Below are 24,822 nucleotides of genomic sequence, written 5' to 3' on the forward strand. Positions count from 1 at the left end.
TCACATAAAAGTATGACAGCTGCTACAATCAAAGATACTTAAGTGATTTTTTTAACATAAACCACTGTTAAAGATAGAGTTTACAAAGATACGTCAAAGGTATCGTCTGAAATTTTTCCCAAGGGTGTGCGTACATGGGTAAAATATATGATGGTCTTCATCGCATCAGCTTTTTAATCGATGAAAATGGCACCATTGAACATGTTTTTAATAAGTTTAAAACGAAAACTCACCATGAAGTGGTATTAGATTATTTCAACAATGCTGAGTAATCATTTTTAAACGAACGAAACGAAAAAAGGTCGCATCTGCGACCTTTTTTCAGCGTAAGATTTAACATGAACTATTACATGCGAATACTATTACTCACTAACCGTATCATCTGGTTCAGAAGAAGGTAAGGCTCCCCATACCGCTTTCACTAATGTGGCCAACGGTATTGCGAAGAAAACGCCCCAGAAGCCCCATAACCCTCCAAACACCAAGACTGCAACAATAATAGCAACGGGATGCAAGTTAACCGCTTCAGAAAATAAGACTGGCACTAACACATTGCCATCAAGCGCTTGAATAACACCATAAGCTGCAAGCAACCACCAAAAATCAGGCGTCAATCCCCACTGGAACAGACCTACCATCGCTACAGGTACAGTAACCGCTGCCGCACCAATGTATGGAATAAGAACAGAAAGCCCGACAAGCACACTCAATAGAACAGCGTAACGCAAGTCCATGACTGCAAAAGTAATATAACTCGCAATACCAATGATAAAGATTTCAGTGACTTTACCTCGAATATAATTCGAAATTTGTTCATTCATCTCTGCGCCGACTTTACTTGTTAGACGGCGATTTTTAGGCAGGATACCGCTCATTGTCGCCAGCATTTCATCTTTATCTTTTAATAAGAAAAAGACCAATAGCGGCACTAAGATCAAATAAACAGCTATCGTTGCCAAACTCACTAAAGATGCCAGCGAGCCTTTAACAACACTTTCTCCCAATCCCATCACTTTCTCACGAAACGTTGTCATAAACGTAATCGCTTGATGAGGTTGAACAAAGTCAGGATAACGTTCAGGTAAGCTAGAAACGTAATGCTGTAAATCATTAAACATTGTTGGTACGTCAGCAGCAAAATTACCCACTTGATGCCAGATAGTAGGTACTAACCCAAAAAAGGCCATAACCATTAAACCAGCAAAAATAAGCAATACCACTAAGACAGCAACAGTACGGGGCAAACCTAAACGCCCTAGGCGCATGACTGGCCATTCCAATAAATACGCCAGTACAATAGCGACTAATAGTGGTGCGATAAGATTACCGAAAAAGTAGATCGTTAAAAAACCACCTAGCAAAATAGCGATCAAACTCACCGCATGAGGATCTGAGAATCTTCGCATGTACCAACGATTGAGCATATCCAGCATAAATATTTTTCACAGCCTTTTAGTTGCGATAATGACAAGCTCTTGTGGAGTATCGGCTTGTACCTTTACATTAAACCCATTATTAAGAAGGTAACGGGAAATATCTTGTCTCGCACCAGCATCAGAGATAATAATTTCTATACTCTGATTTGAACGAAGACTTTTACTTGCTCTTTTTGCTAATAAAAGCGCCAAAGGACAACGTTCTGAAGCTAAATTAAGCGTTTGAATATCCATTCAGGTATGCTGACAATTATTATCCATCAGGGTATTGTAAAGGACATCGGTTCGACAAAAAAGAAACCCGTCATAAGTTTCGTTGTCTTATTCGCATAAATATCTAATAATTGGTTATATAGTCAATGCTTGCATATCACCAATTAGCGTCGATAACTTCCACAAAGGCGGCAGTATTATAAACATGTTTCGTTTTGCTAAAGTGCCAACCTATCTATTAATCAGTGCTTTATTAAGCTCTAGTTTCACTGTGAGTGCTAACAACAGCAATAGTCTACCAGAAATTGGGACAACAGCTGCCGCGACATTAACAATAGAAAAAGGACAGGAGTACGGTGATGCATACATGCGCATGTTACGTGCTAGCCAACCTGTCATCAGTGACCCTTTATTATCGGAATATGTACAAGATTTAGGTCTTCGTCTTGTTGCTAATGCAGACAGTGTACGCACGCCATTTAATTTCTTCATGATCCAAAATCGTGAAATTAATGCGTTCGCGTTTTTTGGCGGCTACGTTGCTATTCATAGTGGGTTGTTTTTATACGCTCAATCAGAAAGCGAACTGGCTTCGGTTGTTGCCCACGAAATAGCACACGTTACTCAACGCCACCTAGCCAGAAGCATGGAAGATCAAGCTAAAAAGTCCCCCATGACGATGGCAGCTCTAGTTGGCTCTTTAATGCTTGCTATTGCGGCGCCTGAAGCCGGGATCGCCGCTATTCATGCGACAACGGCAGCATCGATGCAAGGGCAAATTAACTATACTCGCAGTAATGAAAAAGAAGCTGACCGTATCGGTATTGCGACGTTGGCCAAAGCGGGCTTCGAAGTAAAGGCCATGCCGCGATTCTTCGGACGCTTAGCCGATCAATACCGTTATGCCAGTAAACCACCAGCGATGTTATTGACTCACCCATTACCAGAGGCTCGTGTTTCTGATACGCGTAGCCGTGCGAATCAATACCCGAATGTAAGGTTACCGTTATCTGAACCTTACCAACTGACTCGAGCACGAATTGTGGCACGTTACGCAGGTATTGAGAGTGAGGCTGCACTTGATTGGTTTAACCGTAAAATGAAAAAAGCGTCTCCCCAAATGAAGCAGGCGCTTAATTATGGTAAAGCGCTGGTCTACATGGATTCAGGCAAATACCAACAAGCCCATGCATTATTAGACCCTCTTATTGCGGCAGAGCCCAACAATCGCTTTTACATCGATTCGGCGACCGATCTCGATTTATTCCAAAAACGCTATGACTCAGCAGTTAATCGCTTAGAAAAAGCGCTGCGACAAAACCCAAACAACAGCGTGTTACGTTTGAACTTAGCGCATGCTTTGCAAGAATCAGGGTTAAATGCGAGCAGCATTTCGATACTTACCCGCTACACCTATGACAACCCTAACGATAGCAATGGTTGGAGTCTACTGGCGCAAGCCTATGCAGCAGCAGGTAAACGAGACGGGGAATTAGCCTCTCGCGCAGAGTTAATGGCACTACGAGGTCAATGGGACAGAGCGATTAATAATTATATTCAAGCGAGTCAAATCGCTGATGTTAATTCACTAGACCAAGCACGCTATGATGCCCGTATCGATCAACTTCGTTTATCTCGTGAACGTTTTGCAAATCTGCAATAGCCGCTAAATTATTCAACAGTCTTCGTTTTTTATATGTTGCAGTTCCTCTACAATGGAGCTGCAACATAGTTAACAACTTACCATCAAAATAACTCATCATTAAAAACAATAAATTGACTTAACACTACGTTATTTTAGGAGAAGCCTTTCATGTCAGTCACTATTTACCATAACCCTCGCTGTTCTAAGAGCCGTCAAACACTGGCCCTGATCGAAGAAAAAGGTATTGCGCCAACAATTGTCAAATACCTTGATGAAACACCAAGTGAAAATGAATTAAAAAGTTTATTCACCAAATTAGGTTACGCATCTGTACGCGATATGATGCGCACGAAAGAAGATATATACAAAACACTGACCTTAGGCGAAAACACAATAACTGACGAACAACTATTTACCGCGATGAGCCAAAATCCAAAACTCATTGAACGCCCTATCGTTGTGAACGGTGAAAAAGCAGCCATGGGTCGCCCACCAGAGTCAGTTTTGGACATTTTATAATGCTAACAGTGCTTGTGCTGTATTACAGCCGTCACGGTAATACCCGCCAACTTGCGCGGCAGATTGCTCGTGGTATTGAGCAAGTTGATGGCTGTGAAGCCCAGCTACGTACTGTCGCCGAGATTTATGCGCAAGGTCAAACTGATGAGTTACCGCTCACTGGTGATCCCATAGTGACACTGGAAGATTTAAAACAATGCGCTGGCGTTGCGCTTGGTAGCCCTGTTCGCTTCGGTAATATGGCTGCGCCACTTAAGCACTTCATTGATAGCACCAGTACAGAATGGTTATCAGGAACATTAATTGGCAAGCCTGCAAGTGTGTTTACCTCGTCGTCTTCGATGCACGGCGGTCAAGAAACAACGTTACAATCTATGATGCTTCCTTTGTTGCACCACGGAATGCTCGTCGTTGGGATCCCGTACTCGGAACCGCTGCTACATACCACACAACATGGCGGTACGCCTTATGGTGCTTCTCATTTAAATAATGAGAATAATAAAACCATTCATTCAAATGAAGCCACTCTAGCGCAAGCTCTGGGAAAACGGCTCGCAACTATTGCATTAAAACTGAACGGATAACTATTTCATAGTGCTCACTTGAGCCTCAGTAAGGGATAACACCATGACGCCTATGAGCTCAAATACAAAAAATTTACGCTATTTCGCACTCATTGCGAACCTTTCTCTGATTCTATGGGTTGGGCTATGGCAAAGTACGATTTCTCCTCACCCCCACCTGAATAATTACGTTATTGCCGTGATGTGGATAATACCGATGCTATTGCCTTTAAAAGGTATTTTAGAAGGTAAACCATATACTCATGCATGGGCGAACTTTATTTTAATGTTCTACTTTCTGCATGCATTAACGATTTTGTGGATTGACGATGGCGAGCGTTGGTTAGCCTTGGTCGAGCTCGTTATTGCCTCTAGTGCTTTTGTTGCCAATATTTTATTTGCCCGTGTTAGAGCGAAAGAGCTTGGTATTAAGCTAAAGCGTTTGTCTCAAGTCGAAAGAGAAGAAAGAGAGGCTCACGAGCCCAAAGAACCAAAATAAAAAAGGCGCCAATTATGGCGCCTTTCTTTTTTGCATTCAAAGTATATACGCTACTAGCCGCTTAAGATTTCCAGTAATACACTTCAACTTGAGCCTGCTCAGGCTGTATTGTTGCACTCACATCTATGGCATTAGGATCCGCGGGCAACTGATCTGACTGTTCACTGGATGCTTGTGGATCGATCGGCTTTATTAACATGTTATTTTTAGCGATATCAGCGGCAACAGGATCAATAACACCAGTTGCGATATTATCCTCAAACTCAATCGTATCCTGTATATCTATCGCTTTCTGGCTAATACGCGAATCTTGACCGAGCTCTCGACGAAATGCGGCCTCACTACTCAATAGCTTTACATCGAATTGAACGGAGTCACCTTGTAACCGGTTTGCATTTACCGATGCCACAGAGGTCAAATTGGTCAGCATTCTTTCTAAAGTAAAAAAGTCTTCGGTTGTTTTTACATTGCCCACTTGAATGGCAAACGCGCCATCACTTGCACCACCAAGTTGAACGGCATATTTAGCCGCCAGTTCATCGGCAATCTTATTCATCATGTCGGTTGTTGCTTTAGCTGCCGTACCTGATACTCGCCCTTCTGCGGGTGCTTTTTGAGAGTTCACAATCTGATCGGGCTTCTGAGGGAATAGCTGCCAAGATAAATTAACATTATCATCCGCTTGCTTACGTGCTCGAACAACAAGTACCGCATCAGGATTATAGCGTTGGCTCGCCTCGGCAATTGGCTGAACAAAACCACCCCATAAATCAGGAATACTTAATGCGGTCACATCATCAAAATCACCAATAGGCATAATAACGGGCAAGCCACGTTTATCTGCAGCAAGGTTCATCTGTGGCTGCAAAGAATTGCCAGATTGGTCCCACAGAATTTCACGTTCACGATTTGACTCTTCAACCAGCCACACCAAAATAGTTGGGCGCTGCTCATTCCATAGTGTTGCGTTAGCTTTGGTTAATAGGTCACGAATTTGGCCGCCATTAAACGTCAGCTCCAATGTGCGCTCACCATTAAGATTACCGTAACCAAATTGGCTGATGTATGGTCGGCTATTAGTCATCGCCTTACGAATCACTTCGTTATTAGCAATTGCACTCTGACCGGATACCTTAATCAATACCTGCTCTAACCCTTGGGCTTGTGCTTGTTTCTCTGATTGTTTATCGGTGTCAGGTAATACAACCTGAGTTTGATACAAATTGGTAACGGTCGCGGCTTTCACCGGTAAGGCTAATAAAGCCAAAAATAAAAAAGCAAAACGCAGCATAAAAAACTCTTTCATAGCTTAGTTAGTCTCTGAGCATTAAATACTCAGATTAAGATGCAGCAACGTTTGTTGCCATAAAAAGTGCGATACGTCTCTACTATATCAGACTACCTAAATTTTACCTGAATGAATGAAAATTCTAACCCAATCTTGATAATCACTCAAAAAACATCATACCCATTACTTAGGGGATTTAGCCCCCTAACGCTTATTTTTATTTATTGCCTAAAACTTATCATTCTTACCGCGACAATATTGAAAAATAAACAGCCCCTAACAATCATACAAACAATCAACAGATTTATTGATTGTAAGCAACTTATTGCTATCAACTGATGTAGGTAATCGATTGCTTACATGTTAGGATTGCGCGATTTTATTTTCAGATAGGGTGATAAACAATAATGATGCAGGTACTGCAAGGTGCCCAAATGCTTTTTGTCGCATTTGGTGCGTTAGTTCTGGTTCCATTACTAACAGGCTTAGATCCTAACGTTGCCCTCTTTGGTGCGGGTATAGGAACACTCCTTTTTCAGGTTGTAACCAAACGTTCTGTTCCTATTTTTCTCGCGTCTTCTTTCGCGTTTATCGCCCCTATTATGTACGGGGTGCAAACATGGGGCATCGCTAGCACCATGGGCGGTCTTATGACTGCTGGTGTGGTTTACGTATTAATGGGTGTTTTGATTAAAGTTCGCGGCGTCGGATTTATCCATAAAATACTACCACCTGTTGTTGTCGGCCCTGTCATTATGGTTATCGGTCTTGGTTTGGCGCCAGCTGCCGTTAATATGGCGGTAGGTAAAAGTGGCGATGGTGGCATACAGATCATCAATGGTGATGCTGCAATATGGATTTCAGCCGTTTCATTAATAACAACGATTGCTTTTAGTGTCTTTGCGAAAGGCTTTTTCAAGCTGATGCCGATTATGGCAGGCGTTGTCGCAGGGTACTGCGTAAGTCTTGGATTTGGCGTCGTTGATTTCACGCCAGTTATTCAAGCAAGCTGGCTAGCAATGCCTAACTTCACTTATCCTGAATTCAATATCAACGCTATTTTGTTCATGATCCCTGTTGCTATTGCACCAGCGGTCGAACATGTCGGTGATATGCTAGCAATATCCAACGTAACAGGAAAAGATTACCTGAAAAAACCAGGGCTTCACCGTACACTTGCTGGTGATGGTATCGCAACTATTGCGGCATCAATGTTTGGCGCACCACCGAATACCACTTACTCTGAAGTGACTGGTGCTGTAATGCTCACAAAAGCATTTAACCCTATCATCATGACATGGGCAGCTGTAACAGCACTCGTGTTAGCTTTTGTCGGTAAGCTAGGTGCTGTACTGCAAACAATCCCTGTACCTGTAATGGGTGGGATCATGATTTTGTTATTCGGTTCAATCGCAACCGTTGGTCTTAATACATTGATTAAAAACCAAGTTGATTTACACAAAGCCCGTAACTTAGTCATTGTTGCTGTTACATTGGTTTTTGGTATTGGTGGAATGGCATTTGGTATTGGTGAATTCAGCCTTCAAGGCATCAGCCTTTGTGGTATCGTCGCAATTGTACTGAACCTAATCTTACCGGATGATTTAGGTGAATCGCACGTTGTGGATAATGCGCAAATGGAAGATACGCAGAATAAATAAATCACAATAACCGATATACAGATAACGAAAAGCCGAACCTAAGTTCGGCTTTTTTACATCAACTTTTTCACATCAATATAAGTAATAGTTAACTATTATTTAGTACCAAAAATTTTATCACCAGCATCACCAAGACCCGGTATGATGTAGCCTTTATCATTTAGCTTTTCATCGATAGCCGCAGTGTATAGCTCTACATCTGGGTGTGCTTTTTCTAATGCTGCAATACCTTCTGGCGCAGCAACAAGTACTAATACTTTAAATTGCTTACAGCCATTTTCTTTTAATAAATCTAGCGTTGCGATCATAGACCCGCCAGTCGCCAACATAGGGTCAACAACCAATGCAATACGCTCATCAATATTTGATGCTAGTTTATTAAAGTATGGTACAGGCTCTAACGTCTCTTCATCACGGTAAACACCAACAACACTGATACGTGCACTTGGTACATGCTCAAGAACGCCATCCATCATGCCTAAACCTGCACGTAGGATTGGCACAACCGTTACTTTTTTACCTTTGATTTGATCAATTTCAACTGGGCCATTCCAGCCTTCAATTGTCACTTTTTCTGTCTCAAAGTCAGCCGTCGCTTCATAAGTTAGCAAGCTGCCTACTTCCGTCGCTAGTTCACGGAAACGCTTAGTGCTGATATCGCCTTCGCGCATCAAGCCGATCTTATGCTTTACTAGTGGGTGTTTAACCTCAACGACCTTCATTTCAGACTCCTACATAAAATTAAAAAAATCGCACTATTATACACTAGACCATTAAGAGTAGGTAGCGAATGGATTCTATTTGCTTAGGAATTACGCTGTAATATTTATTGACGCAAACGTTTCCCTTTCCGCCCTGACTGCTGTTATCATACCCATGCTTTTTTACTTTAATACGTTGAGGGAACTCCTGTGAGCGGCAATAACTCTTCTCTTAGTTACAAAGATGCTGGTGTAGATATCGATGCAGGTAATGCATTAGTTGATCGTATTAAAGGGGTGGTAAAACGCACCCACCGTCCAGAAGTAATGGGCGGCATTGGTGGTTTCGGAGCTCTTTGCTCGTTACCAACCAAGTATAAAGAGCCGGTATTGGTATCTGGTACCGACGGCGTGGGCACTAAACTTCGTTTAGCGATGGACTTAAACAAACATGACACTATCGGTATCGATTTAGTGGCAATGTGTGTGAATGACCTCATTGTTCAAGGTGGAGAACCTCTATTCTTCCTTGATTATTATGCGACAGGCAAACTGGAAGTGGATACAGCTGCAAGTGTTGTGGCGGGTATCGGTGAAGGTTGTATTCAAGCTGGATGTGCTTTGATCGGCGGTGAAACTGCTGAAATGCCAGGCATGTACCACGGCGAAGATTACGATGTTGCAGGCTTCTGTGTTGGCGTAGTAGAAAAAGCTGACATTATTGATGGTTCTAAAGTACAAGCTGGCGATGCATTAATTGCAGTAGGCTCGAGTGGTCCACACTCAAACGGTTACTCGTTAGTACGTAAGATCATTGAAGTATCAAACGCTGATCTTAATGAAGAATTAGAAGGTAAGTCACTGGCTGACCACCTACTAACACCAACCAAAATATATGTAAAATCAACGCTTAAAATGATGGAATCGTGCGACGTTCACGCAATTTCTCATATTACGGGCGGTGGTTTCTGGGAAAATATTCCACGAGTGCTACCTGAAGGCGCTAAAGCTGTTGTCGATGGTAATAGCTGGCAGTGGCCAGCAATCTTTAACTGGCTACAAACGGCAGGTAACGTTGAAACTTACGAAATGTATCGTACATTCAACTGTGGCGTTGGTCTAGTTATCGCACTACCACAAGCACAAGCAGAGCAAGCCATTGAAATCCTAAAAACTGAAGGCGAAAACGCTTGGTTATTAGGTTCAATCGCCAATGCAGAAGCAGGCGAAGAGCAAGTGGAGATTAAGTAAGTCGATGAAAAACATCGTTGTCCTGATTTCAGGTAGTGGTTCTAACTTACAAGCCATCATCGATGCTTGCCAAGACAACACTATCAAAAGCGCAAATGTTGTCGCGGTACTTTCAAACAAAGCGGATGCTTATGGTCTTGAACGTGCTAAAAACGCTGGTATTCAAGCAATAAACCTTACGGTTGCTGATTACGAAAGTCGTGATGCTTACGATAAAGCAATGATAGAACAGATTGATCTGTTCAAGCCTGATTTGGTTATCCTTGCTGGATATATGCGCATTCTAAGTGATGAATTTGTTCGCCACTTTCAGGGCAAATTGATAAATATTCATCCGTCTTTACTGCCGAAGTATCAGGGGCTTCATACCCACCAGCGCGCACTCGACGCTGGCGATGAAGAACACGGTACTAGCGTGCACTTTGTAACAGAAGAGCTCGATGGTGGTCCGGTAATCTTACAAGCAAAAGTGCCTATTTTTGCTGAAGATACCATTGAAGACATTACAGCACGCGTTCAATTGCAAGAGCATCGCATCTATCCATTAGTAACGAATTGGTTCTTACAACAACGCTTAAGCATGGAAAATGATAAAGCTGTCTTAGATGGACATGTTTTACCTTCTCATGGGTATGCTGCAGATGAATAATCTGACTTTCTAATAAAAAACGCGACCAACAGGTCGCGTTTTTTATGCTTATAAGACAGTATTACAAGGTTCTATTGTGAATCAACTCACCATAGTGGAATACACAGAACTCCCCTTCTTGCATTTTATGCCAGTTCTCGTCGTTAGTTAGAGGTTGAGTGGCAACGACTGTCACTACATCGTTCGGTGTTGTTTCCTTATGGAAATCAATCGTGACATCTTCATCAATCAACGATGCTTGTCCAAACGGTGCACGACGTGTTATCCAATGAAGGTTATTCGTGCAATACGTCACCACACAACGACCGTTACTCAAGAGCATGTTATACACCCCTAATTGACGTAACCGGTCACAACATTGTGCAATGTAGTCGTAAACGGGGGCTAACTCTTCAGGTAATTCAGAAAATTTGGCATCTAATTGGCTTAGGAGCCAACAAAATGCAATTTCACTATCCGTATCACCCACAGGTTTAAAACGACCAGTTTCAAGGGCTTCATACCCCGTTAACTGCCCATTATGCGCAAATGTCCAATACTGCCCCCAAAGTTCGCGGGTAAATGGGTGAGTGTTTTCTAAGCTCACTCCACCTCGATTAGCTTGCCTTATATGGCTGACTACCGCTTTACTTTTAATCGGGTATTCTTGAACAAGCTCTGCAATACGTGACTGGCAACTTGGGTTCGGATCTTTAAACGTACGATACCCTTTCCCTTCATAAAACACGATTCCCCAACCATCACGATGGGGACCAGTGTTACCACCTCGTTGCATTAAGCCTGTAAAGCTAAAACAGATATCTGTCGGCACATTTGCGCTCATGCCAAGCAATTCACACATATTCCTTATGCCCTTATCAATTTGTCTAATCGAATTGTAATCATGTCTTAAAAAAGGCGTTTACTCCGCCATTTCTTTTTCAACTAACATAATCAAAATATGGATGATTTTAATATGTATCTCTTGAATACGATCAGCATAACCAAAATGTGGCACTCGAATCTCCACATCAGCTAGGCCTGCCATTTTACCGCCATCTTTACCCGTTAACGCGATCACTTTCATGCCTTTCGCATGCGCGGCTTCTATCGCTTTAAGGATATTGCCCGAATTACCTGATGTAGATAAACCAAACAAAACATCACCGGCAGAGCCTACAGCCTCAAGGTAACGAGAAAACACATAATCATAACCAAAGTCATTACTTACACACGATAAATGACTTGGATCAGAAATCGCAATGCCAGGATAACCTGGACGATTTTCACGATAACGACCGGTTAGCTCTTCGGCAAAATGCATCGCATCACAATGTGAACCACCATTACCACAAGACAGCACTTTACCACCTTGTTTAAAAGATTCAGCCAGTAATTTAGCCGCCGCTTCAATGTCTGCCATATTTTTGTCATCGCTTAAAAAGCACGTTAATACTTCAGCCGCTTCATTAAGTTCTGCGCGAATCAAATCCTGGTACATAAGCTATCTCTGTTATTTGTTTAATAGGAGCATACTAGATGCTCTTATCAATCCATCTAAATTTCTATATGCCTGAATCTGCAGTGTACAAAGAAACGGTCGAAGGTGTCGACTCCTGAAGGGCTAGATTGTGATTGTTTATCGCTAAATGCTCACGTAACGACGATGCATCAGGGCAAAGTGCAATATTACCCGCACTCAAAATACCAGAATTGACCAATTTAGTTGCAACATGCGGCGCAACACCCAATAGGTAAACGGGATAATGGCTGATTCGCTCAAGGGCATTATCAAAAGCATGAATAGCGGTAATATCAATTGTTGTTACATCGGTAAAATCTAATACCACGACCTTGGTATCAATAGATGAACGTTCAATAACTGAAAATGCTTTCTCACTGGCCGCAAAGAACAATGGGCCATTGATATCATAAACCAACACATCAGGTCCAAAATCAAGATGTTCATGACCTTTATTCACCACGGTAACCGTCGTTAATGTCGCTATACGTTGAATGAATAATATGCCAGCTAATAACAAGCCAACAGCAACGGCAACGACCATGTCAAAGACCACGGTTAATGAAAAGCACGTGAGCAAAACAGCAATGTCACGGCGTGGAGCCACCTTCAATGTATGAACAAAATGCGGTGCTTCAGACATATTCCATGCAACCATGATCAACAAACCAGCCAGTGCACTCATGGGTACATACGACAGCGCTGGGGCTAGGGCAACCATGGCAGCAAGCACAAACACCGCATGAACAATTGCCGATACTGGCGAAAATGCGCCAGCACGAATATTCGTTGCCGTTCGAGCAATTGCCGCTGTTGCTGGAATACCACCAAAAAATGGCACAACCATGTTAGCTAAACCTTGCCCAACCAATTCGCTATTAGAATTGTGCTTCGTTCCCGTCATCCCATCAGCGACAACTGCACATAATAACGATTCGATACAACCTAACATTGCAATGGTAAATGCCGCAGGTAATAGCTCAATAACAAGAGACCAAGTCACCACATCATTTTGCCAAATAACATTAAATTGCGGCATAATTTGAGGAATCCCCTGCCCGATCAGGTCACCAATTTGATACTGGAATTTTTCACCCAATAATCCTACGTGAACTCCCCCTGATTGATTCATCACGAGTGCTAATACGGTGCCTATAACCAAAGCAACAACGTGCGGTGGAATACGTGTTTTTAACTTAGCCCAAGCAATAAAAACAATAATGGTGACCCCCCCAATAAAACCATCAGCGAAATGAATGCTAGGTAAAGCACTCGCATAAGCCATTACTTTTTCAGGAAAATGAATCGGGTTACCCGCAACCTCTAATCCTAATAAATCTTTAAGTTGTAGAAATGCGATAACTAACCCAATACCAGCGGTAAATCCGGTAGTAACTGGGTACGGTACATAAGCCACCAGCTGCCCAAGACGTAAAAGCCCCATCAAGACTAAAATAATGCCAGACATAAAAGTGGCCAGCATTAAACCGGTTAATCCATACTGCTGAGTAATGGGCAGTAATATCACAACAAATGCTGCCGTCGGCCCTGTTATATTAAAACGCGACCCACCAAATAACGCAGCCAATAAGCCAGCAACGATAACCGTATATAAACCATGCTGAGGAGGAACACCTACCGCAATTGCTAATGCCATACCTAATGGAATAGCAACAATGCCCACAGTAATGCCCGCCACAACATCAGAACGAAATTTAGAGAAGGAATAACCATCCTTCCACGCTTGTGATAAAGCATGAAATAAGAACACGACAAACCCCTGCACTTACGTACACAAGAAAAAAAATAGTAATAGCTGCAATCCGAAAGAAGGATCCGGCGGGCACTTGTCAGTCGGCGATCAGGAAAGGCAACAGAAGGTAGTGTGTCATTCAGTATCTTTCGTTACGTCAAAAGTAACGAATATAAACGTGAACGACATCACATTAGGCCTATATGTTAATCGGATCAGTTTATTTCGCAACCACAAAAATTCATCTCACTGATCTTGATCAAACCTAGATATAGCAACGCCCGAAACGATCTAGTTATGTAACCAACCGCTTTCAGAACGGAAAAGTATTTTACATTTCATTAAAAAACCCGTTACACTTCTAACAAGTGGTAAGACCTCTTACCTTGATCAACTGTACCCATAATTAAAATAAGATATTGCAGTAACACTTTACTTCATCGCTAGTTTATTAAGCCCTGAGTGAAGTGTTGCCCCGATAAGGAGAATCAATATGGTCACGCTCGTGTATCTACTAGGGTTTATTGGAATTACAGGCATACTTGCCTACCACAGAACAAGCCTTAAGACATTTACCTTCACTTTAGCGGTTGCACTCGCTATAGGGTCAGTTATCAATGTGGTTGGTCAATATAGTTGGTTGATATTTCTTGCTGTTGCCATTCCTCTCAATATTTTTTCATTACGAAAAAGCCTTCTGAGTAAAACAGCGTTGAAAGCCTTTAAAGGTGTAATGCCAGAGATGTCGCGTACTGAAAAAGAAGCCATTGATGCAGGAACAGTGTGGTGGGAAGCCGACCTATTTAAAGGAAATCCGGATTGGAACAAAATGCATGATATTCCAGCCCCACGATTAAGCGCTGAGGAGAAAGCCTTTTTAGAGGGGCCTGTAAATGAAGTGTGCCGCATGGTGAACGATTACCATGTCACCCATGAAATTGCCGACCTTCCACCTGAAGTTTGGCAGTACCTAAAAGATCATAAATTCTTCGCCATGATCATTAAAAAAGAATATGGCGGTCTCGAATATTCTGCTTATGCACAATCATTAGTACTACAAAAACTAACCGGTGTTTCAGGCGTATTATCTTCAACTGTTGGCGTACCTAATTCATTAGGCCCTGGCGAATTACTGCAACACTATGGAACACAAGAACAAAAGGATCATTACCTTCCAAGACTTGCTGAAGGTAAAGAAATTCCATGCTTTGCTCTAACAAGCCCTGAAGCAGGATCTGATGCTGGTTCAATTCCTGATTTTGGTATCGTAAAAAAGGGAATGTGGCAAGGTGAAGAAGTTCTGGGTATGGAATTGACTTGGAACAAGCGTTATATCACCCTTGCACCTGTTGCAACCGTTCTTGGCTTAGCATTTAAATTATTTGACCCTGATCATCTACTCAGTGATGAAGAAGCACCGGGTATTACTTGTGCGTTGATCCCAACCGACCTTGATGGCGTTAAAATTGGCCGTCGCCACTTCCCATTAAATGTGCCGTTCCAAAATGGTCCAACACAGGCAGAAAAACTCTTTGTCCCGATTGATTTCATCATTGGTGGCCCAGAAATGGCAGGTCAAGGCTGGCGGATGCTGGTTGAGTGTCTTTCGGTGGGACGTGGTATCACATTACCATCAAACGCAACAGGCGGTCTTAAGACAGCTGCAATGGCAACAGGCGCTTATGCACGTATTCGTCGTCAATTCAAATTGCCTATCGGTAAAATGGAAGGTATTGAAGAGCCACTAGCACGTATAGCGGGCAATGCTTACGTCATGGATGCCGCGAGTAGCATGACTGTTTCGGGTATCGATCTTGGTGAGAAGCCATCTGTTATCTCAGCCATCGTTAAATACCACTGTACCCATCGAGGCCAATACTCAATCATCGATGCGATGGATGTTGCTGGTGGTAAAGGGATATGTATGGGACCAAGCAACTTCTTGGCGCGTAGCTATCAAGGTGCCCCTATTGCCGTCACCGTTGAAGGGGCTAATATTCTAACCCGTTCAATGATCATCTTCGGACAAGGTGCAATTCGTTGTCATCCATATGTCTTAGATGAAATGAACGCTGCCTATAATGAAAACAAAGAACAAGCACTAAACGATTTTGATAAAGCGTTATTTGGGCATGTTGGTTTTGTCATTAGCAATATAGTGAGATCATTCTGGTTCGGTATGACAGATGGACGAGGCTCTTCTGCGCCACGTAAAGACCAGACTAAGCGCTATTATCAACAACTCAACCGTTATAGTTCAAACCTTGCTTTAGTGGCTGACATTTCTATGGCTGTTCTTGGTGGTTCACTTAAACGTAAAGAGCGCCTATCTGCACGTCTTGGTGATGTATTAAGCCAACTTTACTTATCATCAGCTACCCTTAAGCGCTTTGCAGATGATGGATGTAAACAAGAAGATTTACCTCTTGTACATTGGGGGCTGCAAGATTCGCTGTATAGAACAGAAGAAGCCCTTGATCAATTCTTAGTTAACTTCCCAAATCGCTTTGTGGCTGGTGCACTACGTATCGTTCTTTTCCCTACTGGTATGGGACGTTCAAAGCCTAATGATAAATTAGATAGCAAGGTTGCACGTATCATTCAAACACCTTGTGAATCACGTAGCCGAATTGGTCGTGGGCAATTTCTTGAAGCCACTGAAAATAATGCAGTGGGTATGATTGAATTAGCGCTTAAAGATATTCTGGCAGCAGAACCACTGTATGACAGAGTGTGCCAAGCTGCAGGTAAAAAGCTTCCATTTATGCAATTAGATAAAGTCGCAATAACAGGTCTAGAGCTGAATGCAATTAACGAAGATGAAGCGAATATGTTACGTAAGGCAGAGGAAGGACGTTTACGTACTATCAATGTCGACGATTTTGAATCAGAAGAATTAGCCGCAAAACCTTATATCCTCGATCGAGAGAATGATCAAGAAAATATTGGTAACGCAGCGTAACCTGAAAGTTATACCTCATATCAATGAAGTACAACGATAAGCATTAAAAGAGGGAAGCACTTAGCTTCCCTTTTTTGATCCCTAATGATGTCCATTTACGCTGTTGCCTAAGTCGGCAGTACCAAGGATTCTTCCTCTAAGGCTTTTTTAAACTTTCGCTTGCGCCACAATATCACACCGATAATCGCCAGAAGAATAACAACAGTATTAGATATCATCATAATCTTAAGAGCTTTAGAACGTGCAGCCTTACGTTCTTTATCCAATCGTTTTTGTTCTATCGCTAACGCTTTCGCTTCTTGCTGTGAACGAAATAGTTCGAGATTCTGATCCAGTTGTAATTCAGCAAGTACGGCAAAGTGACTTTTGGGTAAAGAGAAAATTAATTCTCTTTCACTTAAATTATCTGTCGCATACAACCAACCAGACCAACTATAACCACCAGGCTCTTGACCATTAGGGATGGAAACGCGTAATCCATCTTCATCCGGCATTGCATGCCCTTGGCTAATCGTTATATTTCCATCAGGGCTCTCTTGCTCTACATGGGCTGCGAGTGAGCCTGGAACAAGCGTACCTTTTTCTGTGGTAACGGCTAGCTGATGTGCTTCATTACGATCCCGTCCTTGAATAAAGCTCACTGTCATAGGAGGTGGATAGATCAGTACTTCTTGTTCTACCGTACGTAGAAAAATGCCATTGCGAGAAGCTATCTTTACCCGGTATTTACCAGGCAATACATCAATCGGTAAAGCAATTGTGAATATGCCATCACCAGGGCTCTCATCAAACCCAGTACCATCATCAGAAAATTCGCCAAGAACAATTGGCTGAGGTTGAACTTCTTTAGGTAGCGTCTCTATACTCTCAACGTATTCATATAAAACGACAGTCAGTTTAATACGATCGATGAAATCTCGATCCTTTAATAACTCCCCTTTATTTGTAAGGCGAGCTGTAAATTTTAGGGTTTCCGATTGGTACAAAAGAGAAGGTAAATTATCGACATCAAGTTTTAAATTAGATAACACTCTTACTTGATTGTTGGATGCCACTTTACCTATTGCTTGCCATGGACCGGGCATAGGGTTTTCAATGGAGATAATATCCATTCCCGACTCTTCATACCAAGAAAGGTTTTCAGGGTGGCGCCAAGAATAATATTTAGTGCCATCAGGGCGAACAAGTACTACAGAACTACTAGGGATCTCTCTTTGTACAATGAAAGAAACTTGTTCAACCGTTGGATCAACTCGAAAACGATTATCTAGCCATGACATTTCAGTACTGGTTTCAGCCCAAGAGAGTACTGGCAATAACATCGCTAGAAATAATAACCGCTGCAGCATAGATCCCCTACTGACGCCACATGACGTCACCCTTTTTACTGATAATATCCAAACGCGATTCGTGCGCTTCTATTTCATCGGCAGAGGCATGTAAAACCTTTAATAATTTACGCCCAGAAGCGATACGCTTAATTTCACTTCCTGTACCAGCATCACGATCTTCACGTTCAGCACTTAATGCGAGAGACGTTTGCCCACCTGTCATTAGCAGGTATACATCAGCCAAGATCTCGGCATCGAGTAATGCGCCGTGAAGCGTTCGATGCGAGTTATCTATACCATAGCGCGAACAAAGGATATCAAGATTATTACGCTTGCCAGGGAAGATCTTCTTCGCCATTGCCAACGTATCGGTCACTTTACAGAAATCTTCGGTTTTACCGATATTTGGGTTTAACTTTCTGAATTCATAATCCATAAAGCCGACATCAAAGGGCGCGTTATGGGCAACAAGCTCTGCGCCTTTGATGAATTCTAGAAATTCGTCATGAACCTCTTTATAGACAGGCTTACCAATTAGAAATTCATCTGTAATACCATGAACACCTATCGCTTCCACCTCAATGGTTCGATCGGGTTTGATATAAACATGGAAACTATTTCCGGTCAGTTTACGGTTGATGATCTCAACCGCACCGATTTCAATAATGCAATGCCCTTCATAATGAGGACCTGTCATATTCATACCGGTTGTTTCAGTATCGAGTACAATAATTCTTTGGTTAGTGGCTTTCATAGTGGCGTTCATGTCAGACTAAAGTTTTTCCTTAAGCGAATACTATCAAATATGACGAAGCAGGTAGAGGTTTTCACCGATGGTTCTTGTTTAGGTAATCCGGGACCAGGCGGATATGGTACCGTTTTACGTTATAAACAGCATGAAAAAGAACTGAGCGAAGGCTTTTTCATGACAACCAACAATCGAATGGAATTATTGGCTGCAATCGTTGGATTGTCGAATCTAAAAGAAGCATGTCATGTTGAATTAACCACTGATAGCCAATATGTTCGCCAAGGCATCACACAATGGATTCACAACTGGAAAAAACGTGGATGGAAAACAGCAGATAAAAGGCCCGTCAAAAATGCAGATCTGTGGCAACGTCTTGATGCAGAAACTCAACGTCATATCGTAGTCAACTGGCACTGGGTTAAAGGGCATGCAGGGCATGTTGAAAATGAACGCTGTGATGTTTTAGCCCGTGATGCAGCAGAGAAGCCAACTCAAGATGACACTGGCTATAATCCAGAGCCGTAGCCAACAGTTACTGCGTTCCCTGCAACATAAACATCAGCCACACCGTATTAAATCAAAGCTAATCAGGCAGATTCTGATTGGCTTTTGTACGGCAATTAACTCTTAATGGCGACAATTGACGACGTAATTTCCAGGTCGGTTTTATGGGTTTTAAAGGAAATGTACGCTTGCGTGCAACAATAAAATACATACTACCAATCATTGAGCATGAATCAGACAACATATTTTCAGCCCAAGCAGAGCACGCTAAATGCTTCGTTGCTGGTAATACGGCAAAATTCTCATGATGGACAACTTCATAATTCAACACACTTAACCAATCTTTTACCCGGTATGGCATAAACATTCGACCTAGCCATGGGTATTTCTTTCGATTCCATGGCAGTAAACCTTTAACACCAAGAATGCTCACGGGGTTATGTCCTGTTAACAGTAAATATCCATCATCAACAGTTACTCTATCAACTTCACGAAGTAAACGGTGTGGATCAGAACAATAGTCAAGTTGATGGCTAACTAAGCAAGCATCAAAAGACTTTTCAATAAACGGTAAGTCAAAAGAATCAGCAATGACATTGTGTAGCGGATTATGCTTATCAATACATATCTGATGTTGGATGTTACAATGAGGGCTTGCTAGCTCACAGCTTAAGCCACCAAGTTTTAACATATGGTAGCCAAATAGTTTCGGCGACCACTCATCAAGTCGAGACTGAAGCAATTCAACTGCCCATTCACCGTTCGCGACTTGCGACCATGAATAAGGGGCTTCAATATGTTTTAATGTCCGTGCTGGCTTCATAATTATTGCTCAACACCTTAAAAAGGCTGGAGAAGAAATTCATGTTAACTGTTCAAAGCATACCCGCATTTAATGACAATTACATCTGGCTTATTCACAACTCACACAATCATTGCGTCGTCGTTGACCCTGGTGATGCCACACCTGTGCTCAAGGTATTAGAAGAACAGTCACTCACCCTTGATGCCATTCTTATTACCCACCACCATCATGATCATATCGGGGGAATCAGTGAACTCAAACGCCATTACCCTAACCTTAATGTTGTCGGTCCCGCTTCAGAGCCCATTCCTGGTATATCCCAATCTGTTGAAGATGGTGATCAAGTAGAACTGTTTGGTGAACGTTTTATGGTACTAGGCGTTCCCGGTCATACTCTTGGGCATGTAGCCTATGTCGGTGATGGCAAACTATTTTGCGGCGATACACTGTTCTCTGTTGGTTGTGGGCGTTTATTTGAAGGAACTCCAGCACAAATGTTTCAGTCATTAAAGAAACTAGCCGCTCTTCCTGATGAAACTGAAATCTACTGCGCACATGAATACACATCTAGCAATTTAGCCTTTGCGCTAGTAGCAGAACAAGATAATCCTCACTTACAACGTTACCGTGAAGATGTAAGTCGTATGAGAGCACAAGGCATTAGTACGATCCCGTCCACATTACGACAAGAAAAGTTAGTAAACCCATTTTTACGCTGTGAACAGCCAAGTATCAAAAAATCTGTTGCAGATAAAGCATTTGACGACAGCGACCTTGAAACATTCGCCGCACTAAGAAGATGGAAAGACAATTTTTGATTCAGGTCACTTGTAACATTGGGGGTTGGGCAAGTATTATCACCAACCTCTTTGGCTATAAGCAGATGTCATGAAGTCACGAATTTTACTAGCGAGTACGCTATTACTGGCTGGTTGCCAAATTACAAATACAACAGAACAACAGGCTGAAACGAATAAAAGCAACAAGCCTGAACATATTTCTGAACAACCAGCCTTAGAAATACAACAACAAATAACGGTACAACCGATCGTTAAAGAAAAAGCACCAACACCTCAAGAACAAAGTGATGTGTGGCAGCGTATCAGCATGCAGATCACAACTGATATCCCCAATAATAAACAAGTACAATATTACCGTAATTGGTATTTAAAAAATCCAGCCCACCTTAGAACCGTCGCTAAACGTGCTGAACCTTTTCTGTATTTCATTACCGAAGAAATTGAAAAGCGCGATCTGCCTCTTGAGCTAGCTTTATTGCCGATTGTTGAAAGTTCATTTGACCAATTTGCCTATTCTCATGGCAGTGCTGCAGGTCTATGGCAAATTACGCCCCCAACAGGTCGTAGCTTTGGTCTTGAGCAAAATTGGTGGTATGACGGTCGTCGCGATGTTGTAGAGTCTACACGTGCTGCTCTGGATTTATTAGAATATCTAAATCGTAAATTCGATGGTGACTGGCAACATGCATTAGCAGCTTATAACACAGGTGAAGGCCGTGTTTTCAGAGCCATTCGTAAAAACAAAGCAGCAGGTAAACCAACAGATTTCTGGTCACTAGATTTACCGAAAGAAACCAGTGGTTATGTACCTAAACTGTACGCTGTAGCTGATGTCATCAAAAACAGTAAGAAATATGGTTTAGATATTCCAGCGATTGCTAATAAGCCTGTCGTTAAAGTTGTTGAACCTGGCATTCAGATGGATCTTGCGCTGGCAGCTCAATATGCCGCAATGAATGTCACTGATCTTCAAGATTTAAACCCTGCCTATAACCAATGGGCGACAGCCCCTGATGATCATACTCATCTACTTCTTCCCATCAAAAAAGTCGATACTTTTAATACGAAGCTAGCCCAAAGTGGCAATCAAGGGATGAAGGTCGTTCGCTATAAAGTGAAATCTGGTGATACCTTAGGTGGATTAGCCGCTAAACATAAGACATCGGTCAAAGATATCCAGCGAGCGAACAAAATGAGCACAACCAACATTCGTGTTGGTAAACATTTACTGATCCCAGTCGCAATGAAGAGTGGTGCCAAATTTACCTCTACAGGTCAAATGCAACAAGCTCGTACTCAAAAAAGTCATGGCAGTGGTTACAGAACAACCTACCAAGTTAAATCGGGTGATAACCTATGGACAATCGCTCGTAATCAAAAAGTCTCGATAAAACAGATTACAAAATGGAATAACTTGAAAAAAAATAAGCCACTCAAGATAGGGCAAAAGCTTAATATTTGGAAAGAGCAAAACGAAGGGGGTGTCATTCGCACAGTCTTTTATGAGATCCGCCAAGGTGATAATCTCAGCCTGATCGCACAACGCTTTAACGTCAAGGTATCAGATGTTGTAAAATGGAATCAAATCAACTCAAAAGAATACTTAAAACCTGGACAGAAGTTGAAGCTGTATGTTGATGTAACGAAGGTAAATGTATGACACCTTCTAGAAATCCATTCGTAGCTCTATTAGATTTACTGCGATCACCTATCGATTGTTTTGCTGCAATCTACGAACGCCCTAAGTGGGCGTTTATCCCGTATTTAATCATTATCTTAAGCCCATTCCTCGTATGGTTCAGCTACTTTGATAATGTCGATATGCCATGGCTGCAACAGGTATTGATGACTCAATTATCGAATAATGGTCAATTAATTGAGCAAAATTGGCTAACACAAGATGTATTAATCGCGGGTGAAATATTCAGTGATATTTTTGGGCGAACTGTCTGTATTTTTGTACTCGCACTTTGGCTAAACCTGTCAACTAAAGGCAGTAGTTATAAACACAGTTATGGGAAGTGGTTAGCTGCATCGTGCTTTATCATGCTTCCAACCTTGGTTGGTGATATCGCAAGTTTTACCAATATCATTTTTAATACAAACAATATCATGCCTAATGCAGCAGATTTAAATAGCTTGAATGGCTTACTAAAGTTGCCGCTTAACCACCCTTGGGCGCCCTTTGCCACAACAGTCCCTTTACTTGCACCTTGGTATATCGCACTGACTTATACTTCGGTAGCGGCATGGACTGACTTTGATCGTGCAAAGGCAATAATTGTTGCCGCTTTACCTTGGTTACTTATCTTAACTATCTGGCCAATTATGATTTTAGTAGCCTAAATGTTGTAATAATCGGATTATGATCTGAAGCATCGGTTTTCGGTGCTTCAGCTGTAACCACCCGCAACCCTCGGTAATAAACATGATCCAACGGCTTACCCAATACCTTTATTCTTTGATCTTTTCGCAGCATGACTTCCGATAACTGCAATGACCGCGCAAACGCCTTCAATACATCAATTCTTCCCTGACGCCAAGTATTAAAGTCCCCTGCTAAAATTATCGGGCCAATATGCTTTGTAAGAACAGACTTCAAGCTTTCAAGCTGCGCTTTATATTCATCAAGACCAATCGAAAAATTAACACCGTGTAAATTAACCACAGCTAAAGTCTGTCCGTTTGATAAAGAAAATTGCGACAATAATGCTGACTTCGGTAACCGTAACCACGGTTCCATTGCCAAGTAGGCACACGTTTGTTTGGCATCGACATTAGATAAATTCATCACACCAGCAGGTGTATCCATAAATTTAAACGCATTGGCCATACGTACCTTCCACTCACTACCTTCAAGATAAGATTGTAAATCAAGGTTCAAGCTAGCTTCTTGTAACAAGACTAAGTCACTATCACGAGAGAATGCCTCTAACGCAGTGCGCCAGTTCTCACGCTGTTGTTTATAAATATTCCAAACAGAGACAGTGAAAGTACCATCTTGGTCTAAGGGTAACCCTTGTATGCTATCAATACAGCTGAATGAAAATTGTGGCGCAAGTACTTCTGCACTGATTTCAGGTGCTGTCGAAACATCAAATGATGCATTGAATGCCCCAAAACCTAATACACCAGCGACAACCCCAAACCCTGCGACAACTTTTGCATAACGCGCCATTATAACGACCTTTTAAAATCGACATTGCCCCTAGCAATGGGGCTGCTATAAAATGAGAATAAAGAGAAAGGCAATTGAATCAGTAATGTTCGCCGTTATCGTAATAAGCACTTGGCGTTAAAGAAGAAAATATAATGGCAACATCTTGCCCGTTATCTTGCAAAGCAGAACGGATCGCCTGTGTAATGATATTCGCAACTTGATCTTGAATCACTTGTCCTCGATCAAACCACAATACTTCAACAAACGGATACGCGTCAGATACTTCACCATCAAAAATAAATGAAGCAGGAATATGTTCGAGAGTGAAATCTTCGCGAGGACACGCCATAAGTGGTTGAAGATCATCCACTAAAGCTGTTGATAATGCTTTGACCATATCAAATTCAACAGCGCGAAAACGGAGATGAGGCATAAAAACTCCCAAGGGCGATATCTGGAAAGCCCACACAATACCACTAAAGCAATGCACTACGCAGTCTTTTTTTACCCTTAATCAGCCAAGGTACAATCTCACATCTCTTCAAGAATATCGACATGAGAGGAGATTAACTCTATTTATCCAAATTAGATTTAATGGATAAATATAAAGTAAGATGCATATTATAAATACAAAAAAGCCTCAGCATTTCTGCTGAGGCTTTTTCATTTGTATGGCAGGGGTGGAGAGATTCGAACTCCCAATACGCGCATTCTTATGGTGGGGGAATCCGCTGCTCTTTTCTCTAGCTGCAGATAGCAAAAAGGCTCATATCTTTCGATATGAGCCTTCTTTAATATGGCAGGGGTGGAGAGATTCGAACTCCCAACAC

24 protein-coding genes and 1 pseudogene are annotated in these 24,822 nt (G+C 42.1%); 13 read left to right on the forward strand and 12 right to left on the reverse strand.

Annotation, left to right across the window (positions count from 1 at the left end; all coding sequences use genetic code 11):
* Window positions 1-131: 131 nt before the first annotated feature.
* A pseudogene (locus tag C9J12_RS27715) lies at window positions 132-272 on the forward strand (thioredoxin-dependent thiol peroxidase); the annotation flags it as partial.
* Window positions 273-362: 90 nt separating this feature from the next.
* Here the strand turns inward: C9J12_RS27715 and C9J12_RS27720 are convergent.
* The gene (locus C9J12_RS27720; protein WP_107246205.1) at window positions 363-1,433 is read right to left on the reverse strand and encodes an AI-2E family transporter; all 1,071 of its coding nucleotides are present in this window, start codon (window positions 1,431-1,433) and stop codon (window positions 363-365) included.
* A gap of 9 nt (window positions 1,434-1,442) precedes the next feature.
* Window positions 1,443-1,670: a sulfurtransferase TusA family protein gene (locus tag C9J12_RS27725; RefSeq protein ID WP_041394483.1), complete on the reverse strand. Its 228-nt coding sequence runs from the start codon at window positions 1,668-1,670 to the stop codon at window positions 1,443-1,445.
* A 184-nt stretch (window positions 1,671-1,854) separates the two neighbouring features.
* Between C9J12_RS27725 and bepA the strand changes: the two genes are divergently transcribed.
* From bepA to C9J12_RS27745, 4 genes are all read left to right on the forward strand, one after another.
* On the forward strand, window positions 1,855-3,312 hold the full coding sequence (gene bepA, locus C9J12_RS27730) for a beta-barrel assembly-enhancing protease (RefSeq protein WP_107246207.1): 1,458 nt from the start codon (window positions 1,855-1,857) through the stop codon (window positions 3,310-3,312).
* Between the two features lie 150 nt (window positions 3,313-3,462).
* On the forward strand, window positions 3,463-3,813 hold the full coding sequence (gene arsC / locus C9J12_RS27735) for an arsenate reductase (glutaredoxin) (RefSeq protein WP_107246209.1): 351 nt from the start codon (window positions 3,463-3,465) through the stop codon (window positions 3,811-3,813).
* Window positions 3,813-4,397 (forward strand): NAD(P)H:quinone oxidoreductase, encoded by a 585-nt coding sequence (gene wrbA / locus C9J12_RS27740; RefSeq protein ID WP_107246211.1) that lies wholly within the window; start codon window positions 3,813-3,815, stop codon window positions 4,395-4,397. The genes arsC and wrbA overlap by 1 nt, the downstream gene beginning before the upstream one ends.
* Before the next feature lie 43 nt (window positions 4,398-4,440).
* A complete protein-coding gene (locus C9J12_RS27745; protein WP_107246213.1) occupies window positions 4,441-4,875 on the forward strand; it encodes a DUF2069 domain-containing protein in 435 nt (144 codons plus the stop codon).
* A gap of 61 nt (window positions 4,876-4,936) precedes the next feature.
* Here C9J12_RS27745 and C9J12_RS27750 read toward each other — a convergent pair whose 3' ends face one another.
* Complete coding sequence (locus C9J12_RS27750; protein ID WP_107246215.1) at window positions 4,937-6,166, reverse strand: DUF2066 domain-containing protein; 1,230 nt, start codon at window positions 6,164-6,166, stop codon at window positions 4,937-4,939.
* A 404-nt stretch (window positions 6,167-6,570) separates the two neighbouring features.
* On the opposite strand from C9J12_RS27750, the gene C9J12_RS27755 reads away from it, so the two are divergent.
* On the forward strand, window positions 6,571-7,824 hold the full coding sequence (locus C9J12_RS27755; protein WP_107246217.1) for a uracil-xanthine permease family protein: 1,254 nt from the start codon (window positions 6,571-6,573) through the stop codon (window positions 7,822-7,824).
* Between the two features lie 95 nt (window positions 7,825-7,919).
* Here C9J12_RS27755 and upp read toward each other — a convergent pair whose 3' ends face one another.
* Window positions 7,920-8,546 carry a uracil phosphoribosyltransferase gene (upp, locus tag C9J12_RS27760; RefSeq protein ID WP_107246220.1) on the reverse strand — a complete coding sequence of 209 codons (627 nt, stop codon included), beginning with the start codon at window positions 8,544-8,546 and terminating at the stop codon, window positions 7,920-7,922.
* Between the two features lie 189 nt (window positions 8,547-8,735).
* Between upp and purM the strand changes: the two genes are divergently transcribed.
* Together purM and purN are read left to right on the forward strand one after the other, a co-directional pair.
* Window positions 8,736-9,776: a phosphoribosylformylglycinamidine cyclo-ligase gene (gene purM / locus C9J12_RS27765; RefSeq protein ID WP_107246222.1), complete on the forward strand. Its 1,041-nt coding sequence runs from the start codon at window positions 8,736-8,738 to the stop codon at window positions 9,774-9,776.
* A 4-nt stretch (window positions 9,777-9,780) separates the two neighbouring features.
* Window positions 9,781-10,425: a phosphoribosylglycinamide formyltransferase gene (gene purN, locus C9J12_RS27770; protein ID WP_107246224.1), complete on the forward strand. Its 645-nt coding sequence runs from the start codon at window positions 9,781-9,783 to the stop codon at window positions 10,423-10,425.
* A gap of 61 nt (window positions 10,426-10,486) precedes the next feature.
* Here purN and C9J12_RS27775 read toward each other — a convergent pair whose 3' ends face one another.
* The 3 genes from C9J12_RS27775 to dauA all read right to left on the reverse strand — a co-directional run bounded on the left by C9J12_RS27775 (window position 10,487) and on the right by dauA (window position 13,697).
* Window positions 10,487-11,266, reverse strand: a complete 780-nt coding sequence (locus C9J12_RS27775; RefSeq protein WP_107246228.1) for a class II glutamine amidotransferase — start codon at window positions 11,264-11,266, stop codon at window positions 10,487-10,489.
* A 60-nt stretch (window positions 11,267-11,326) separates the two neighbouring features.
* Entirely contained in the window at window positions 11,327-11,905 is a 579-nt protein-coding gene (gene lpcA / locus C9J12_RS27780) for a D-sedoheptulose 7-phosphate isomerase (RefSeq protein WP_107246231.1), read from the reverse strand.
* Between the two features lie 64 nt (window positions 11,906-11,969).
* A complete protein-coding gene (gene dauA / locus C9J12_RS27785; protein WP_107246234.1) occupies window positions 11,970-13,697 on the reverse strand; it encodes a C4-dicarboxylic acid transporter DauA in 1,728 nt (575 codons plus the stop codon).
* A 475-nt stretch (window positions 13,698-14,172) separates the two neighbouring features.
* On the opposite strand from dauA, the gene fadE reads away from it, so the two are divergent.
* On the forward strand, window positions 14,173-16,641 hold the full coding sequence (gene fadE, locus C9J12_RS27790) for an acyl-CoA dehydrogenase FadE (protein ID WP_107246236.1): 2,469 nt from the start codon (window positions 14,173-14,175) through the stop codon (window positions 16,639-16,641).
* Window positions 16,642-16,748: 107 nt separating this feature from the next.
* Here the strand turns inward: fadE and C9J12_RS27795 are convergent, their stop codons facing one another.
* Window positions 16,749-17,990, reverse strand: a complete 1,242-nt coding sequence (locus tag C9J12_RS27795; RefSeq protein ID WP_107246239.1) for a TIGR03503 family protein — start codon at window positions 17,988-17,990, stop codon at window positions 16,749-16,751.
* Between the two features lie 7 nt (window positions 17,991-17,997).
* Entirely contained in the window at window positions 17,998-18,738 is a 741-nt protein-coding gene (gene dnaQ, locus C9J12_RS27800) for a DNA polymerase III subunit epsilon (protein WP_107246241.1), read from the reverse strand.
* Between the two features lie 39 nt (window positions 18,739-18,777).
* Between dnaQ and rnhA the strand changes: the two genes are divergently transcribed.
* Window positions 18,778-19,248 carry a ribonuclease HI gene (gene rnhA, locus C9J12_RS27805; RefSeq protein WP_107246245.1) on the forward strand — a complete coding sequence of 157 codons (471 nt, stop codon included), beginning with the start codon at window positions 18,778-18,780 and terminating at the stop codon, window positions 19,246-19,248.
* Window positions 19,249-19,306: 58 nt separating this feature from the next.
* Here the strand turns inward: rnhA and C9J12_RS27810 are convergent, their stop codons facing one another.
* On the reverse strand, window positions 19,307-20,050 hold the full coding sequence (locus tag C9J12_RS27810) for a class I SAM-dependent methyltransferase (RefSeq protein ID WP_107246248.1): 744 nt from the start codon (window positions 20,048-20,050) through the stop codon (window positions 19,307-19,309).
* A 41-nt stretch (window positions 20,051-20,091) separates the two neighbouring features.
* Between C9J12_RS27810 and gloB the strand changes: the two genes are divergently transcribed.
* The 3 genes from gloB (at window position 20,092) to C9J12_RS27825 (ending at window position 23,178) form a co-directional block, all read left to right on the forward strand.
* A complete protein-coding gene (gloB, locus tag C9J12_RS27815; protein ID WP_041394487.1) occupies window positions 20,092-20,850 on the forward strand; it encodes a hydroxyacylglutathione hydrolase in 759 nt (252 codons plus the stop codon).
* A 70-nt stretch (window positions 20,851-20,920) separates the two neighbouring features.
* Window positions 20,921-22,492: a lytic transglycosylase gene (locus C9J12_RS27820; protein ID WP_107246250.1), complete on the forward strand. Its 1,572-nt coding sequence runs from the start codon at window positions 20,921-20,923 to the stop codon at window positions 22,490-22,492.
* The gene (locus C9J12_RS27825) at window positions 22,489-23,178 is read left to right on the forward strand and encodes a Yip1 family protein (protein WP_107246253.1); all 690 of its coding nucleotides are present in this window, start codon (window positions 22,489-22,491) and stop codon (window positions 23,176-23,178) included. The genes C9J12_RS27820 and C9J12_RS27825 overlap by 4 nt, the downstream gene beginning before the upstream one ends.
* Here C9J12_RS27825 and C9J12_RS27830 read toward each other — a convergent pair.
* The gene (locus C9J12_RS27830; protein WP_107246256.1) at window positions 23,159-24,010 is read right to left on the reverse strand and encodes an endonuclease/exonuclease/phosphatase family protein; all 852 of its coding nucleotides are present in this window, start codon (window positions 24,008-24,010) and stop codon (window positions 23,159-23,161) included. The genes C9J12_RS27825 and C9J12_RS27830 overlap by 20 nt on opposite strands.
* A 79-nt stretch (window positions 24,011-24,089) precedes the next feature.
* Complete coding sequence (locus tag C9J12_RS27835; RefSeq protein ID WP_107246259.1) at window positions 24,090-24,425, reverse strand: DUF1904 domain-containing protein; 336 nt, start codon at window positions 24,423-24,425, stop codon at window positions 24,090-24,092.
* Window positions 24,426-24,822 lie beyond the last annotated feature (397 nt).

Origin of the sequence: Photobacterium frigidiphilum (assembly GCF_003025615.1) — a bacterium.
GTDB lineage: Bacteria > Pseudomonadota > Gammaproteobacteria > Enterobacterales > Vibrionaceae > Photobacterium > Photobacterium frigidiphilum.

Bases quoted from the DNA above. Each gene is read 5' to 3' on its own strand.
- C9J12_RS27720 (WP_107246205.1), bottom strand. From the start codon at position 1,433: ATGCTGGATATGCTCAATCGTTGGTACATGCGAAGATTCTCAGATCCT.
- C9J12_RS27725 (WP_041394483.1), bottom strand. From the start codon at position 1,670: ATGGATATTCAAACGCTTAATTTAGCTTCAGAACGTTGTCCTTTGGCG.
- bepA (WP_107246207.1), top strand. From the start codon at position 1,855: ATGTTTCGTTTTGCTAAAGTGCCAACCTATCTATTAATCAGTGCTTTA.
- arsC (WP_107246209.1), top strand. From the start codon at position 3,463: ATGTCAGTCACTATTTACCATAACCCTCGCTGTTCTAAGAGCCGTCAA.
- wrbA (WP_107246211.1), top strand. From the start codon at position 3,813: ATGCTAACAGTGCTTGTGCTGTATTACAGCCGTCACGGTAATACCCGC.
- C9J12_RS27745 (WP_107246213.1), top strand. From the start codon at position 4,441: ATGACGCCTATGAGCTCAAATACAAAAAATTTACGCTATTTCGCACTC.
- C9J12_RS27750 (WP_107246215.1), bottom strand. From the start codon at position 6,166: ATGCTGCGTTTTGCTTTTTTATTTTTGGCTTTATTAGCCTTACCGGTG.
- C9J12_RS27755 (WP_107246217.1), top strand. From the start codon at position 6,571: ATGATGCAGGTACTGCAAGGTGCCCAAATGCTTTTTGTCGCATTTGGT.
- upp (WP_107246220.1), bottom strand. From the start codon at position 8,546: ATGAAGGTCGTTGAGGTTAAACACCCACTAGTAAAGCATAAGATCGGC.
- purN (WP_107246224.1), top strand. From the start codon at position 9,781: ATGAAAAACATCGTTGTCCTGATTTCAGGTAGTGGTTCTAACTTACAA.
- C9J12_RS27775 (WP_107246228.1), bottom strand. From the start codon at position 11,266: ATGTGTGAATTGCTTGGCATGAGCGCAAATGTGCCGACAGATATCTGT.
- lpcA (WP_107246231.1), bottom strand. From the start codon at position 11,905: ATGTACCAGGATTTGATTCGCGCAGAACTTAATGAAGCGGCTGAAGTA.
- fadE (WP_107246236.1), top strand. From the start codon at position 14,173: ATGGTCACGCTCGTGTATCTACTAGGGTTTATTGGAATTACAGGCATA.
- C9J12_RS27795 (WP_107246239.1), bottom strand. From the start codon at position 17,990: ATGCTGCAGCGGTTATTATTTCTAGCGATGTTATTGCCAGTACTCTCT.
- dnaQ (WP_107246241.1), bottom strand. From the start codon at position 18,738: ATGAACGCCACTATGAAAGCCACTAACCAAAGAATTATTGTACTCGAT.
- rnhA (WP_107246245.1), top strand. From the start codon at position 18,778: ATGACGAAGCAGGTAGAGGTTTTCACCGATGGTTCTTGTTTAGGTAAT.
- C9J12_RS27810 (WP_107246248.1), bottom strand. From the start codon at position 20,050: ATGAAGCCAGCACGGACATTAAAACATATTGAAGCCCCTTATTCATGG.
- gloB (WP_041394487.1), top strand. From the start codon at position 20,092: ATGTTAACTGTTCAAAGCATACCCGCATTTAATGACAATTACATCTGG.
- C9J12_RS27820 (WP_107246250.1), top strand. From the start codon at position 20,921: ATGAAGTCACGAATTTTACTAGCGAGTACGCTATTACTGGCTGGTTGC.
- C9J12_RS27825 (WP_107246253.1), top strand. From the start codon at position 22,489: ATGACACCTTCTAGAAATCCATTCGTAGCTCTATTAGATTTACTGCGA.
- C9J12_RS27830 (WP_107246256.1), bottom strand. From the start codon at position 24,010: ATGGCGCGTTATGCAAAAGTTGTCGCAGGGTTTGGGGTTGTCGCTGGT.
- C9J12_RS27835 (WP_107246259.1), bottom strand. From the start codon at position 24,425: ATGCCTCATCTCCGTTTTCGCGCTGTTGAATTTGATATGGTCAAAGCA.